Origin of the sequence: Pseudomonas zanjanensis, assembly GCF_014268745.2 — a bacterium.
GTDB classification, from domain to species: Bacteria; Pseudomonadota; Gammaproteobacteria; order Pseudomonadales; family Pseudomonadaceae; genus Aquipseudomonas; species Aquipseudomonas zanjanensis.
On sequence record NZ_JABWRB020000001.1, the window covers coordinates 3505195 to 3519605 of the forward strand.

A 14411-nucleotide genomic window follows, 5' to 3' on the forward strand; every position below is an offset into this window, starting at 1 on the left:
TTAAGGCAAGAGCCGATCCGGCAACAGGCGCATCAACTGCGTATCGAACCAGGCCGCGAAGGCCGGCGACGGCGCGGCGTCCACCGCCAGGTACCACCAGTCGGGCGCGGCGAAGGCACGGCATTTGACCGCGTCTTTTTCCGTCATGACCACCGGCAGGGATGGCGTGAAATTCAAGGCCTGGGCGCTGTATTCGGCATGGTCGGCAAACCCGTGCGGTATGGGCCGCCAGTGTAGCGTTTCGAGGGTCTTGAAGAAACGCTGGGGATTGCCGATGCCGGCCACGGCGTGCAAGGCCTGGCCGGATGGAAAATGGTCGAGGGGACGGCGCTCGCCGCTGGCCAGGTTCACCAGTTCGGTGGGACGCAGTTCGAAGGCGAAGCCGTCTTCGCGGTCGGCACTGGCACCGTTGTACAGCACGGCGTCGACCGATTGCAGGCGCTCCACCGGCTCGCGCAATGGCCCGGCGGGCAGGCAACGTCGGTTGCCCAGGCCGCGGGCGCTGTCGATCAGCACCAGCTCAAGGTCCCGGGCCAACCGATAATGCTGCATGCCATCGTCGGACAGGATCAGGTCCAGCGGTTCGCTCTCCAGCAGCGCCTGGACCGCGCGACTGCGATCGGGGTCGATCATCAGCGGCACGCCCGTGCGCTGGACGATCAACAGCGGCTCGTCCCCCGCGACATCGGCGCCCTGCTCGGCCGCGACCCGCCACGGCAGTTGCGGCGGCTTGGCACCATAGCCCCGGCTGACCACCCCGACCCGCAGGCCACTGCGCTGGCAGTGCTGGATCAGCCACAGGATCAACGGCGTCTTGCCGGTGCCACCAACAGTGATATTGCCCACCACCACCAACGGCACGGGCGGCTGGTAGATCTGACCTTCACCTGCCAGGAAACGCTCCCGCTTGCCCACCACCACCCGCCGGTACAACCACTCCAGTGGGCGCAGCAAGGTCAGGGCCGGGTGGCCTTCGTACCACGCGGCAAGCAATCGATCGGACATGGCCATCAGGGTGCCGGAGCCGCCTCGACCGTGGTCATGCGCAGATGGCTGAAACCGAGCTTGCCGGCCGCGTCCATGGCGGTGATCACCGATTGATGCGGGGTCTTGCCGTCGGCGCTGATGGACAGCGGCAGGTTGGTGTCGCCGCCAGACTCTTTCTGCAAGGCCTCGATCAGGCTCGCCAGGTCGCTCTTGGGCAGCAAATGGTTGTTCACCGAGAACGCCCCTTCGGCGCTGATAGTGACTTCCAGGTTCTTGAGTTGCTGGTCTTCGGCCGGCGAGCCGCTGACGGCTTCCGGCAACTCAACCTTGAGCTGGGTTTCCCGGGTGAACGTGGTGGTCACGACGAAAAACAGCAGCAGGATGAACACCACGTCGATCAGCGACGCGAGGTTGATCTCGATGTTTTCCCGGGGCTTGCGGCGGAATTTCACTTCTTGCCCCCAGCCAGGTCCACGTCACGATCACCCTGCACCACCTCGACCAGCTTGATGGCTTCCTGCTCCATGCCCACCACCAACTCGTCGACGCGGCGTTGCAGGAATCGATGGAAGAACACCGCCGGAATACCGACCATCAGGCCAGCGGCGGTAGTGATCAGGGCCTTGGAAATACCCCCTGCCAGTACGGCGGCGTTGGTGGTCATGCCGGAACCGGTAAATGCGCTGAAGATGTCGATCATGCCCAGCACCGTACCCAGCAGGCCCAGCAGCGGGGACATGGCGGCGATGGTGCCCAGGGTATTGATGTAGCGCTCCAGTTCATGGATGACCCGGGCGGCGGCCTCCTCGATGCACTCCTTCATGATCTCGCGACCATGCTTGGAGTTCGCCAGGCCAGCCGCGAGGACTTCCCCCAGCGGCGAACTGGCCCGCAGCTCCTTGAGCTTGTCCTTGTTCAGCTGCTTGTCCTTGATCCAGACCCAGACCTGCCCGAGCAGATGCTCCGGGGTCACGCGGCTGGCCCGCAGGGTCCACAGGCGTTCGGCAACGATACCCAGTGCCGCGATGGAACTCAGAATGATCGGCAACATCATCCAGCCGCCGGATTTGACCAATTCCCACACAGTGACTGCCCCCTCGAAAAAGTGCGCCACTTTATCACACAGACTCGCCTTGCAGACCCGTCCCGCCGATAAGCGCATCCGCCGATTGCCCTGGATCAATGTTGCCGCGGTGGCCCGACGGCGGGCGGATCGCGCCAGTAGCGTCGGTGCCCGGCCTCGGTGCGCGGCAACTCGAACGCGCCCAGTTGCAGACGAATGGCACCCTGCTCGGCGCTGTCGTAAATCGCCAGGCCCGAGCGGCGGTACCGGGCCATCACTTGGGGATGGGGATGACCGAACGCGTTGCCCTGCCCTCGGGAGATCAGCACCGAATGCGGCTTGAGGCGCGACAGCAAGGCCATCGACGACGAGCTGCGGCTGCCGTGATGAGGCGCGGCCAGCCACTGGATGGGCAGCGCCAAGGCTTCGTCGAGCAGGGCGCGCTCGGCAGGGGTGTCGATATCGCCGGTCAGCAGCAGGCGTTCGCCGCCGGCCTCCACCAGCAGGACGCAGGACTTCTGGTTGCTTTCGACGGCAGAGGCCCACCGCCACAGTTCGAACCCGACGCCATCCCACTCCCAACGCCTGCCGCTGTCGCAAGGCCCGGCCTGCAATTGCTCAGGCAGCGCGTCGGGATCGCCACTGATCACTTCCATCGTCGGCAGTCCCTTGCGCACGGCGCGGGCGCCGCCGGCGTGATCGGCATCGGCATGGCTGAGAAGCATCAGGTCCAAGCCATGCACGCCGAGTTTACGCAAGGTCGGCAGCACGACACGTTCGCCCACATCGGCCTCGCCAAAACGCGGCCCGGCGTCGTAAAGCAAGGTGTGATGCCGGGTGCGTACCAGCACCGCCAGTCCTTGACCGACGTCCAGTTGCCAGACCTCGGCGTGTCCTGGCGGCAGGTTCTCTCGCGGCGGGAACACCATCAGCAAGACCATCGGCCACCCCAGCAAGCGCAGCGGCACCCCTTTGGGCAATAGCAGCAAAAAAGCCCCCAGCGCGGCGATACCCAAGGCCCAGGACGGGACCGCAACCGGCACCCAGGCGGGCAATCGCCCAGCCACCAACGCCAGCCCCCTGAACAGCAGATCGAGTAAACCGCCGGCGATCCACAGCAGCCCTTCGCCGATGAGCGGCACTGGCAACAACGCCGTGCCGAGCAGCGCCGGTGGCAAGACCAGCAGGCTGATCCACGGCACCGCGAACAGGTTCACCAGCGGTCCGCTGAGGCTGACCGGCAAGCCCACGATCAACAGCAGCGGACACAGGCCGAGCGCAACCAGCCACTGGGCTCGGGTCCAGGTTTGCCACCAGCGCCAGGGCCCCAGGCGAGCACCAAAGGTGAACATCAAGATGGCGACGGCCGCGAACGACAACCAAAATCCCGGCCGCAGGCTGGCGAGCGGGTCGAACACCAGCACCCCGGCGAAGGCCAGCAGCCAGGCCCACCAGGGATCAGGCTGCTTGAAGCGCAAGCGCCACAACAACACCAGGCCGATCATCGCGCAGGCCCGTCGCACCGGCACCTCGAACCCGGCGAGCAAGCCGTAGCCCAGGGCGGCGCAAAAGGCCAGCGCACAGGCCCAAGGCAACCACGCGAGCCCCGCCGGCCAAAGGCCATAACGCGCCGCGCCGGCCACCAGCAGGTACACCAGGCCGGCAAGCAGGCCGATGTGTTGCCCGGAAATCACCAGCAAATGAACGGTGCCGGTGTCTTGTAACACCTGCCAATCCTCGCGACTCAGCCCGCCACCGTCACCCAGGACCAATGCCGCCAGCGCACCGGAGCGGCCGTAGGCATCGACCTGCGCCAGCGCCTGGCGCACCTCGTCACGCCAGGCGCCCCGGGCCGCTTGCAGGAGATGCCCTTGCTTGATCGTCCCGGTCGCGCCGATACCCCGGCTCAACAACCAGGCGGCATAATCGAAGCCGTGCGGGTTCAGCAACCCGGCGGGTCGCTTGAGCTTCACGGCCAATCGCCAGCGTTCGCCGCTGTTGACGGACGGGCCACCAAACCAGGCGAGGCGCAGCGTTTTCGGTAAGCGGGTACGACGTGATTGGACATCGGCCAGTTCGAAGCGCACCACGCCGTCGCCCTGTTGCGGCAAACCGACGACGCGCCCTTCGACCCAGCGGGTTTCTCCGTCCAGGGTAGCGGGTAACCGATCGTCCAGCGCCCACTGCGCCGACAGGCAGGCCCAGGCCAGCCCGAACAGGAAAAAACCCAGCGGGTAGGTTCGAAACGGCAACACCATCAACGCCAGCAGCGGCATGGCTGCAACCAGCCACAACGGCGGCAGTGCCGGTAAAAAAATCGGGGCCACCAGCCCCAATGCAAGCGCGACTAATCCTGTGCGCATAACCCGTCCTTGAGAGTGCCCTCTTCAGGCATAGACGGTTCGCGGCACCGCTGGCGTTATCAATTGTCACAAAGTCTGAATCTGCCAGCCGTAGAATCCAGACATACTTGCGGCTTTAATTGCGTTGAACCGACCGAGAAGCCTTATGCCCCGGCGCCTATTCAAACGTTACATGCCAGACCCAGAGAGCATTCGGGAACATAAGTCCTTACGTTTTCTCGGTACCCTGCTGCACGATCCCAATCTTTGGCACCTCAATCGGCACTCAGTGGCCCGGGCGATGGCCGTTGGCCTGTTCGCCGCGTTCCTGCCGATCCCGTTGCAGATGTTGCTGGCCGCGGCGCTGGCCGTTACGGTGCGCGGCAATATGCCGATTGCGGTGAGCCTGGTGTGGCTGACCAACCCGATCACCATGCCGGCGGTGTTTTTCTGCACCTACCAGACCGGCGCCTGGCTGATGGACGTGCCCGCCCGGACACTGCCCGAAGAACTGACCTGGGAATGGATCAGCGGCCAGTTGTCCACCTTGTGGCAGCCGTTCCTGCTCGGTTCGGTTGTAACCGGCCTGGTACTCGGCGCCCTCGCCTACTTCGTCACCATGAGTTACTGGCGCTGGTGGGTGGCTCGACAGTGGAGGCGGCGCAAGAAAAGCCGGATGTGAAATACAAAAAGGCCTCCTGGGAATGGAGGCCTTTTTTTGTGGTGTTCTTACTGGCCTCTTCGCGAGCAAGCCCGCTCCCACACTGATCCATGTCGAACGCTAATCTTGCGTTCACTGAGTATCGAGTGTGGGAGCGGGCTTGCTCGCGAAGAAGGCGACGCGGTCTTGTCAGGTACGCATCCCGCGCCCGCTGACCAGCAACCGCGCGCAGCCGATGTAGAGCACCACGGTCGCCACCAGCATGAAGGTGATGGCGATGCTGATCTTGATGTCCGACACACCGAGGATGCCGTAGCGAAAGGCGTTGACCATGTGCAGCACCGGGTTGGCCAGGGACACGGTCTGCCAGAACGGCGGGAGCAGGGAGATCGAGTAGAACACCCCGCCCAGGTAGGTCAGCGGCGTGAGCACGAACGTCGGGATGATGGAGATGTCATCGAAGTTGCGCGCGAACACGGCATTGATGAAACCCAGCAGCGAAAAGATCGTGGCCGTGAGCACCACCACCAAGACCGTCACCCCCAAGTGATGCACCTGCAGATCGGTGAAGAACAACGACAGCAGCGTCACGATCAGGCCCACCGCCAGGCCGCGCAGTACACCGCCCAGGGTGTAGCCGATGAGAATCGTATGAGGCGACACCGGCGAGACCATCAGCTCTTCGATCGAACGCTGGAACTTGCTGCCGAAGAAACTCGACACCACGTTGCCGTAGGAGTTGGTGATCACCGACATCATGATCAGCCCCGGCACGATGTAGTCCATGTACGTGAAGCCACCCATGTCGCCGATCTGCCGGCCGATCAGGTTACCGAAGATCACGAAGTACAGGACCATGGTGATGGCCGGCGGCAGCAGCGTCTGTGGCCAGATCCGCATGAAGCGGCGGACTTCACGGTAGACGATGGTATTGAGGGCGATGAGGTTGGGGCGCAGTTCGGAACTCATGCTCATACCGCCACCTTCGCCAGATTTTTCTCCACCAGGGACACGAACAACTCCTCGAGGCGATTGGTTTTGTTGCGCAAACTCAGCACTTCAATGTTTTGCAGGGCCAGTTGGGTGAACAGCCCGGTGATGCCCGCGGCTTTGTCCACTTGCACTTCCAGGGTGTGGCTGTCCACCAGGCGAGCCGGATAACCGATGAGCTGGGGCGCGGTCGCCAGGTCGCCTTTAAGGTCCAGCAGGAAGGTCTCCACATGCAGTTGGCTGAGCAACTGGCGCATGCTGGTGTTTTCGACGATGGTGCCGTGGTCGATGATGCCGATGTTGCGGCACAACTGCTCAGCCTCTTCCAGGTAATGGGTGGTGAGGATGATGGTGATGCCTTTCTGGTTCAGCTCGGTCAGGAAGCTCCACATCGAACGACGCAGCTCGATATCCACGCCGGCGGTCGGCTCGTCGAGGATCAGCAGGCGCGGCTCATGCACCAACGCGCGGGCGATCATCAGTCGACGTTTCATGCCGCCGGACAGCGAGCGGGACGGCACGTCACGCTTGTCCCACAGGCCCAGTTGGGTCAGGTATTGCTCGGCGCGCTCGTTGGCGATCTTCGGCGGGATGCCGTAGTACCCGGCCTGGGTCACGACGATGTCGAAGGTCTTTTCGAACTGGTTGAAGTTGAACTCCTGGGGCACCACGCCGATGCAGCGCTTGAGGGCGGCGGGCTCGCGGTCCAGGTCATGACCAAAGACATTCACCGTGCCGCTGGTCTTGTTCACCAGGGTGGAAAGAATGCCGATGGTGGTGGATTTGCCGGCACCGTTAGGGCCGAGCAAGGCGAAGAAATCACCTTCGGCGACATCCAGATCGATACCACTCAGGGCCTGGAAACCGTTGCCGTAGGTTTTGGTTAACTGCCGGATGGACAGAGCGGAACTCATATCGGATTACGCACCAAGAAGGGAGGGAAGAAAAGAATAGATAAGGGCGGGCGGCGAGCAATACAACCACGGCGCACGAAGGCAATGGTGCTTGGCGTCGCCGCACAAGTACAGTCAAGTGTGTCGATAGTAAGTATTAAGTCAACGCGGTCATGACGGCCTTGTGGTAGGCCGCACGCTCCTGCAACCGCCCGTACCAGGCCTGTACACCAGGCCGCTCGGCGCGCTGGATGGGCATCTCGAACCAGGCATAAATGAAACTGCCCAGGGGAATGTCGCCCATGCCGATTTCATCTCCCGACAGGTAAGGCTGCTCGCTCAAGGTCTGCTCGACCATCGCCAGCAAGTCGTCACATTCCTGGATCGCCGCATCGATGGCCGCCCAGTCCTGTTGTTCGGCCGGGGTACGCAAGACGCCCCAGAACACCGTGCGAAACGGTGCGGCAAAGCTGGATGTGGTCCAGTCCATCCACTTCTCAGCCTGGGCCCGTGCCTGCACGTCAGCCGGATACCAGGCCGAGCCCGACGCATGGCGCGCCGCCAGGTAACGCACGATGGTGTTGGATTCCCAAAGTACGAAGCCGTCGTCCTCGATCATCGGCACGCGGCCGTTGGGGTTTTTCGCACGGTACTCGGGCGTGTCCACCACACCGAATGCCCCGCCGGCATCGATGGCCTCGTAGGCCAGCCCCAACTCTTCTGCGCACCATAATGCCTTGCGCACATTCGATGAATTTTTCCGGCCCCATATCTTCAGCATCACGGCGTCCTCGATGGATAAATGCCGCAGCAGCATACGCCGGATCAGGCGCGACTCAAATCGCCCTGCATGTCGCCGAGCAAGCGCGGCACCTGCTCGCCGAACAGGTGCGGATAGCATTTTTCCAGGTGTTCGAAGAAGAAGGCCTCGGGCACATCGGCGAACTGGCCGTGCTCGGTGACGTACTCCATCAGCTTCGCCCCTTGCCGATTGAACGGGTGGAAGACGCTGTCGTGGCGACCGTCGAACTCCAGCGGGGCCACATCGAACAACTCGCACAAACCCTGGTTGAAAGCCGGCGTGGCCTTGACCCAGCGGTCGTCCAGGTACAGCTCGGTATAACCGTGCATGGCAAACACGTCGCTCCTGAGCAATGCCAGCAGGCGCGGCGTAGACAGGTGATTACGGACATCCGCCAGGCCAATACGCGCCGGGATGCCACAATGCCGGGCGCATCCGGCCAGCAAGGTGGCCTTGGGCACGCAATAGCTTTCGCCCGCCATCAACGCGTAACTGCCGCGCAGGGTCGCCGGGTCACGGCTGAAGGTGTAGGGGTTGTAGCGCACAGCCTCGCGCACGGCGTAATACAGGCTGACCGCCTGGGCCAGCGGGTCGCGATCGGCGCCGCGGTGGGTGTCGGCGAAGTCGATGACCGCGGGGTGGTCGCTGTCGATGAAGCGGCTGGGGTTCAGGTATTGCTGCATTAAAGGAAGACCTCTCGGAAAACACCACCGCTGGTATGCCGAACCACATCCTTGTGGCGAGGGAGCTTGCTCCCGCTGGGCTGCGTAGCGGCCCCCCGGCTTTTACGGTTGCTGCACAACCGAGCGGGAGCAAGCTCCCTCGCCACAACAGCGGTTATGAACGGGCATCGGGAAAACACGAGTCTATCCACAGCCCCAGCCCAGCGATAACGGCATTCCTGCCAAACAATGGCGTTTTCTCACTTCGATAACGAACGATTTCCCACGGCTGTTGCCAACCAGACTGGCGCAATGAACCCAGGGTTTCCCACGAAATCAATCACATCGCGCTGACCGCCGGTTTTGCAGAGGCCGTCTAAGCTCTGAAGGTCGGTTTTGCCTTGGTTCACGGAGGATTACATATGCTGTTGTTGTGGATACTGGTCTTGGTCGTCGGGATCGCCTGGCTGGCGCATCGGCGCACCGACCCGCTGCCCGCGCTGGGTATCGTCGCGGTCTACCTGTTCGCCATGGGCATTTTCAGCCATGCGCCCGGCTGGCTGCTGCTGATCCTCTGGGTGGCGCTCGCGGCTGTCGCGGCCCCGCTGCTGCTACCGGACCTGCGCCGCAAATATTTCAGTGCGCCGATGTTCGACTGGTTCCAGAAAACCCTGCCGCCCATGTCCGAGACCGAGCGCGACGCCATCGATGCCGGCACGGTGTGGTGGGACGGCGAACTGTTCAGCGGCCGCCCGGACTGGGACCTGCTGCTGTCTTACCCCAAGGTGCAACTGACGGAGGAGGAGCAAGCGTTCCTCGACGGCCCCACCGAAGAACTCTGCGCGATGGTCAGCGACTGGCAGATAGGCCAGGCCATGGACCTGCCGCCTGAAGCCTGGGCGCACATCAAGAGGCACGGGTTCTTCGCGCTGATCATCCCCAAGGAATATGGCGGCAAGGGCTTCTCCGCCTATGCCCACTCCCAGGTGGCGATGAAACTGGCCACCCGCAGCGGCGACCTGGCCTCCACCGTCATGGTCCCCAACTCCCTCGGCCCGGCGGAACTGCTGCTGCACTACGGCACCGATGAACAACGCGACCACTACCTGCCGCGACTGGCCCGTGGCGACGATATCCCCTGCTTCGCCCTGACCGGGCCGCTGGCCGGCTCCGACGCCGGAGCCATGCCCGACACCGGCATCATCTGCAAGGGTGAATGGGAGGGCCAGGAAACCCTCGGCCTGCGCCTGAACTGGGAAAAGCGCTACATCACCCTCGGCCCGGTGGCCACCCTCTTGGGCCTGGCGTTCAAGGCGTATGACCCCGACCACCTGCTGGGTGACGAAGAGGACCTGGGCATCAGCCTCGCGTTGATTCCCACCGACATCCCTGGCGTGCACATCGGCCGCCGTCACCTGCCCCTCGGCGCCGCGTTCATGAACGGGCCGAACTGGGGCAAGGACGTGTTCATCCCGCTGGACTTCCTGATTGGTGGCCAGGCCATGCTCGGCAAGGGCTGGATGATGCTGATGAACTGCCTGTCGGTCGGACGCTCGATTTCCTTGCCGGCGGTGGGCACCGGTGCAGCGAAGTTCACCAGCCTGGTAACGGGCCAGTACGCCCAGGTGCGCGAGCAGTTCAACGTACCGTTGTCGGCATTCGAAGGCATCCAGGAAGCCATGGCGCGCATCGGCGGCAATGCCTGGATGATGGATGCGGCACGCATGCTGACCGCCAACGCGGTGGACCTGGGGGAAAAACCCTCGGTGCTGTCGGCCATTCTCAAGTACCACCTGACCGAACGCGGTCGCGAGTGCATCAGCCACGCCATGGACGTGCATGGCGGCAAGGGCATCATCATGGGCCCGAACAACTACCTGGGTCGCAGTTGGCAAGGTGCGCCGATCTTCATCACGGTCGAAGGCGCGAACATTCTGTCGCGCAACCTGATGATCTTCGGCCAGGGCGCCATTCGCTGCCATCCGTTCGTGCTCAAGGAAATGGCCTTGGCGACCCGTGAAGACAAGGACCAGGCACTGGTCGAGTTCGATGCCTTGTTGCTCAAGCACATCGGATTCGCGGTCAGCAACGCCGCCAGCACCCTGGTGCTCAACTTGGGCCTGGGGCATTTCGAGAGAGCACCCGGCAATGCCTTGAGCCAGGGGTATTTTCGCGCCCTCAACCGCCAGGCAGCGGCATTCGCCCTTCTGGCAGACCTGAGCATGATGCTGCTGGGCGGCGAGCTCAAACGCCGCGAACGCCTGTCGGCCCGCTTGGGCGATGTCTTGAGCAACCTGTACCTGGCGTCCGCCGCGCTCAAGCGTTATCACGACCTCGATTCGCCGGAGCACATGGCGCCGCTGTTCAACTGGGCCATGGAGGAAAGCCTCGGCCAGGCGGAACGCGCGCTGGATGAGCTGCTGGGCAACTTTCCGAACCGGGTGCTGGGTTGCCTGTTGCGCCTGGTGGTGTTCCCCTTCGGTCGTCGTCACAAAGGCCCGAGCGACAGACTCGACGCCGAGGTCGCCGCGGTCATTGGCCGCCCCAAGGGTGACCCGACCCTCGAAGAGTTGCTGCAAGGTTGCTATCGTCCGCAATCGACCGACGACCCGGTGGGCGCCTTGCAACACGCCGCCGATCTGCTGGCGGCCGCCCATCCGCTGCACAAGAAACTGCACGGTGCGCTCAAGCAGGGCCAGCTCAACCCGGCGCCAGGCGAACCCCTCATCGACGCGGCGCTGGACGCCGGTGTGCTGCAAGCCGGCGAAGCGCAGACCTTGCGCGCGGCCGAGGCGGCGCGGCGCAAGGTCATCGATGTGGATGATTTCGATAAGGACGAGCTGACACTGGCGCAGGACAAGGTCCGTTGACGCTGACGGCCAGGTACGCTCGCCAGCTATAGCTCTTCAACTATAAAAGCGGGCGCAAGGGCTTTATACTCCTGCGCCCGTTTTGCTCTTGAGGACTTATCTCGTGTCCAACATCGTTGCCGACCACCTTATCTTGCTTGACCATTTGCGCAGCATCCTGGTCGCCGTAGGTGAGGCCGAACAGGTGCCCGAAGAAAGCCACGCCTTGTTCCTGGAGCGCTTCGACGAACTGCGCGCGCAACTGCCCGTCGACCCGATCGAAAGCCAGTACCTGGGTCAGGACCTGCTGTGCCAGGTAATCGTCCGTTATCCACAGATCGCCCACCTGGTGCCTCGCGACCTGCTCTGGTACTTCGCCGGTGACTGCCTGCACTATATGCCCGACGAAGAAATCGCCCTGTACCAAGCCCTGGAAGAGCGTCGTTTCGAAGCCGAGCAGAACGACGAGCCTTTCGACTGGAACCAGGAAAAGCAATTGCTGGCGATGTCGGACCAGGACAGCAAGCACTGATAACGATCCGTCATGCAAAAGGCCCGCACGGTTAACCCTGCGGGCCTTTTTTTGTCTGGGCAAAGTGTGTTGCCTGGATGGGCCTCATCGCGAGCAGGCTCGCTCCCACACTGGTTGCGGTTGATCATAGGAGTTCATGTGCGCCACAGCTCCCCTGTGGAAGCGAGCCTGCTCGCGAAAGCGTCGGGTCAGTTTGCGACGATGTTGCCTATACTGCCGTCTTCGCGAGCAAGCCCGTTCCCACACAGGTTGCGGTTGATCATAGGAATTCATGTGCGCCACAGCTCCCCTGTGGGAGCGGGCTTGCTCGCGAAAGCGCTGGGTCAGCTTGCGACGATGTTATCTGTACTGCCGTCTTCGCGAGCAAGCCCGCTCCCACACTGGTTTGTAAATGATCACATGATTTATGTGCACAGCAGACCTCTTGCTCGCGATGGCGCCCGTCAGAACAACCCATCACTCTCCGGCAATTCATAGTGCGCCGCGACCTTGCCGGACCGACTCCCCGTGCCCACTTTGTTCAAGGTCGGCTCCTTCGCCAGGCACTCCACCAGATAATCAATGAACACCCGCAGCTTCGGCGGCAGGTAGCGGGTCGGCGAATGCAGCAACCACAAGCCACCGTGGTAGGAAGCCAGGAACGTCCAGTCAGCCAGCACCTGCACGATCAACCCCTGTTCCAAAGCATGTCGGGCGGTAAAATACGGCAGGCTACCGATGCCGATGTGCTGCAAAACCGCCCCCAACCGCACGCCCGTGTGATTGGCCGCATAGCGTCCGCGCACGGCTACGGTGACGGCCTTGCTGCCCTTCTTGAATTTCCAGCGCGCATCGTTCGGGGTTTCCCCCAGGTAAATGCAGCTGTGCTCCAGCAAATCGTGGGGATGCGTGGGAACCCCGTGTTCCGCCAGGTATTGCGGCGTGGCGCAGAGCAAGTGGTCAATGGTCAGCAATTGGCGCCCCACCAGCCCGGCCGGCGGTTGATCGGTAATCCGGATGGCCAGGTCGACATGATCATCGATCAAGTCAACCTGTCGATCTTCCAGGAACAGCTCCACATCGACCTTGGGATAACGGCGCAAGAATTCAGGCATGTGGGGATGAATCACGAAACGCCCCACCGCCTTGGGCACACTGACGCGGATACGCCCTTGCGCTTCCTGGGTGAACTGGCCGCTGATTTCCATCACCGATCGAGCGGCGGCGACCATTTCCTGGCAGCGCTTGAACACCTCTTCCCCGCCATCGCTCAAGCGCAACTTGCGGGTGGTGCGCTGCAACAATCGGGTCGCCAGGGCTTTCTCCAGGCGGGAAATGCTGCGGCTGATGGCCGACGGCGATGAGCCGGATTGACGGGCCGCTTCGGAAAAGCTGCCGGTCTCCACGACCTTGACGAAGATGGCCATTTCGGCAAGCAACGGCAACGGTAGATTTGTGCTCATGGCGCAACAGTCCTTTGAAATTCGAACGAATTATCACCAAATTCAGCATACTCTATAATCGCGACAGGAAATTCTGATAAGGATATGGAATATGACGCTTCGCCTTTTTTTCCATAGCGATGACCTCAAGGCCAACGCGGAAGTCTTGGATTGCAGCCCTCAGGAAAATGAATTTGCCGTGGTGCTGCGCGCCACCCTGTTCCATCCCCAGGGCGGCGGTCAGCCCTGCGACACCGGATGGATCGACGACGCCCAGGTGCTGCGCGTCGTTCAGGACGGGCAACAGATCATTCATTACGTCGATCGCCCAGTGGCCCCGGGCATGGCCACGATCCGCGTGGATGAGCAACGGCGGTTGCTGAACTCACGCCTGCACTCGGCCGGACACCTGATCGGCCATTTCGCCGAAAGCCGTGGCTGGAAACCGATCAAGGCCCATCACTGGCCCGGCGAAAGCCGTGTGCAGTTCCAGCCTGGCGAACATGCCAAGGAGCTGGATACATCGATCATCCAGCAGGGCATCGATGCCTGGATCGCCGAGGACCTGCCTCGCCTGGTCGCACTTCGCCAAGGCACCCGGGAAGTCGGCTTCGGTGAGCTGACCGCCTACGGCTGCGGCGGCACCCATATACGGCGGCTGCAGGAATTGGGAGCGGTCACCATCGCCTCGCTTTCACAGAAGAAAGGAATGTTGTCAGTTCATTATCACGTGGACTGACACCCACCGTAGCCTGCGGCCTGATAGCGGTTCGCAGGCCTATACATTGATCAGCCCTAAGATCCTTACCGTCGAGAACCTCGATCGGCACTGCGTCCTGCTCTTCAGATAAACCAACATGTTCTCCTGAACCCACCACAGGGTAGCTAAACCCCTTCCTTTCCATGTGAATACGTCAACCGAAAACCGCAACAAAAGACAGATTATTGACGCGGATTTTCACCAACTTTTCCGCCCGTCAGCTTTTAGTCATTTTTTTGTCCCGAGACGTGGCGCTTTGCCATGCGTGAACTACCGTCAAACACAAGCGAGGACGGGGCCGGTAAAAAGTGCCTCATACGCCCTGATCGATACCGTCACTGCCCTCGACAATCCCGGAGATCCCGGGACCCAAAAAGGTTGTTCGCAAGCTGCCTGTCGTTCAGTCGGGCCGGTGTAATGCGCCCGTTCGCTGGTAGCGATGAGGCCTG

13 protein-coding genes are annotated in these 14411 nt (G+C 62.4%); 4 read left to right on the plus strand and 9 right to left on the minus strand.

The window, feature by feature from the left end:
- The 4 genes from lpxK to HU715_RS14900 form a co-directional block, all read right to left on the minus strand.
- The gene (gene lpxK / locus HU715_RS14885) at positions 1-1011 is read right to left on the minus strand and encodes a tetraacyldisaccharide 4'-kinase (RefSeq protein ID WP_186707181.1); all 1011 of its coding nucleotides are present in this window, start codon (positions 1009-1011) and stop codon (positions 1-3) included.
- Positions 1011-1439 (minus strand): biopolymer transporter ExbD, encoded by a 429-nt coding sequence (locus tag HU715_RS14890; protein ID WP_186707180.1) that lies wholly within the window; start codon positions 1437-1439, stop codon positions 1011-1013. The genes lpxK and HU715_RS14890 overlap by 1 nt, the downstream gene beginning before the upstream one ends.
- On the minus strand, positions 1436-2071 hold the full coding sequence (locus tag HU715_RS14895; protein ID WP_024616893.1) for a MotA/TolQ/ExbB proton channel family protein: 636 nt from the start codon (positions 2069-2071) through the stop codon (positions 1436-1438). Before HU715_RS14895 ends, HU715_RS14890 begins: the two co-directional genes overlap by 4 nt.
- Before the next feature lie 95 nt (positions 2072-2166).
- Positions 2167-4413 carry a DNA internalization-related competence protein ComEC/Rec2 gene (locus tag HU715_RS14900; RefSeq protein WP_186707179.1) on the minus strand — a complete coding sequence of 749 codons (2247 nt, stop codon included), beginning with the start codon at positions 4411-4413 and terminating at the stop codon, positions 2167-2169.
- 145 nt (positions 4414-4558) lie between these two features.
- Between HU715_RS14900 and HU715_RS14905 the strand changes: the two genes are divergently transcribed.
- Complete coding sequence (locus HU715_RS14905; protein WP_046063671.1) at positions 4559-5074, plus strand: DUF2062 domain-containing protein; 516 nt, start codon at positions 4559-4561, stop codon at positions 5072-5074.
- A gap of 168 nt (positions 5075-5242) precedes the next feature.
- Here HU715_RS14905 and HU715_RS14910 read toward each other — a convergent pair whose 3' ends face one another.
- The 4 genes from HU715_RS14910 to HU715_RS14925 form a co-directional block, all read right to left on the minus strand.
- Entirely contained in the window at positions 5243-6022 is a 780-nt protein-coding gene (locus HU715_RS14910; RefSeq protein ID WP_053124195.1) for an ABC transporter permease, read from the minus strand.
- A gap of 2 nt (positions 6023-6024) precedes the next feature.
- Positions 6025-6957, minus strand: coding sequence for an ABC transporter ATP-binding protein (locus HU715_RS14915; RefSeq protein ID WP_186707178.1), 933 nt, complete (start codon positions 6955-6957; stop codon positions 6025-6027).
- 136 nt (positions 6958-7093) lie between these two features.
- A complete protein-coding gene (locus tag HU715_RS14920; RefSeq protein ID WP_186707177.1) occupies positions 7094-7717 on the minus strand; it encodes a glutathione S-transferase family protein in 624 nt (207 codons plus the stop codon).
- Positions 7718-7761: 44 nt separating this feature from the next.
- Complete coding sequence (locus HU715_RS14925) at positions 7762-8421, minus strand: transglutaminase-like domain-containing protein (RefSeq protein WP_186707176.1); 660 nt, start codon at positions 8419-8421, stop codon at positions 7762-7764.
- 401 nt (positions 8422-8822) lie between these two features.
- Between HU715_RS14925 and HU715_RS14930 the strand changes: the two genes are divergently transcribed.
- The gene (locus HU715_RS14930; protein WP_186707175.1) at positions 8823-11270 is read left to right on the plus strand and encodes an acyl-CoA dehydrogenase; all 2448 of its coding nucleotides are present in this window, start codon (positions 8823-8825) and stop codon (positions 11268-11270) included.
- Positions 11271-11373: 103 nt separating this feature from the next.
- Entirely contained in the window at positions 11374-11781 is a 408-nt protein-coding gene (locus tag HU715_RS14935) for a PA2817 family protein (protein ID WP_186707174.1), read from the plus strand.
- 443 nt (positions 11782-12224) lie between these two features.
- On the opposite strand, the gene HU715_RS14940 is transcribed toward HU715_RS14935, so the two are convergent.
- Entirely contained in the window at positions 12225-13223 is a 999-nt protein-coding gene (locus HU715_RS14940; RefSeq protein ID WP_186707173.1) for a LysR family transcriptional regulator, read from the minus strand.
- A 91-nt stretch (positions 13224-13314) separates the two neighbouring features.
- Here HU715_RS14940 and HU715_RS14945 point away from each other — a divergent pair, with 91 nt between their 5' ends.
- Entirely contained in the window at positions 13315-13941 is a 627-nt protein-coding gene (locus HU715_RS14945) for an alanyl-tRNA editing protein (RefSeq protein WP_186707172.1), read from the plus strand.
- Positions 13942-14411 lie beyond the last annotated feature (470 nt).

Bases quoted from the DNA above. Each gene is read 5' to 3' on its own strand.
- HU715_RS14925 (WP_186707176.1), bottom strand. From the start codon at position 8,421: ATGCAGCAATACCTGAACCCCAGCCGCTTCATCGACAGCGACCACCCC.
- HU715_RS14915 (WP_186707178.1), bottom strand. From the start codon at position 6,957: ATGAGTTCCGCTCTGTCCATCCGGCAGTTAACCAAAACCTACGGCAAC.
- HU715_RS14940 (WP_186707173.1), bottom strand. From the start codon at position 13,223: ATGAGCACAAATCTACCGTTGCCGTTGCTTGCCGAAATGGCCATCTTC.
- HU715_RS14920 (WP_186707177.1), bottom strand. From the start codon at position 7,717: ATGCTGAAGATATGGGGCCGGAAAAATTCATCGAATGTGCGCAAGGCA.
- lpxK (WP_186707181.1), bottom strand. From the start codon at position 1,011: ATGGCCATGTCCGATCGATTGCTTGCCGCGTGGTACGAAGGCCACCCG.
- HU715_RS14945 (WP_186707172.1), top strand. From the start codon at position 13,315: ATGACGCTTCGCCTTTTTTTCCATAGCGATGACCTCAAGGCCAACGCG.
- HU715_RS14910 (WP_053124195.1), bottom strand. From the start codon at position 6,022: ATGAGTTCCGAACTGCGCCCCAACCTCATCGCCCTCAATACCATCGTC.
- HU715_RS14900 (WP_186707179.1), bottom strand. From the start codon at position 4,413: ATGCGCACAGGATTAGTCGCGCTTGCATTGGGGCTGGTGGCCCCGATT.
- HU715_RS14930 (WP_186707175.1), top strand. From the start codon at position 8,823: ATGCTGTTGTTGTGGATACTGGTCTTGGTCGTCGGGATCGCCTGGCTG.
- HU715_RS14905 (WP_046063671.1), top strand. From the start codon at position 4,559: ATGCCCCGGCGCCTATTCAAACGTTACATGCCAGACCCAGAGAGCATT.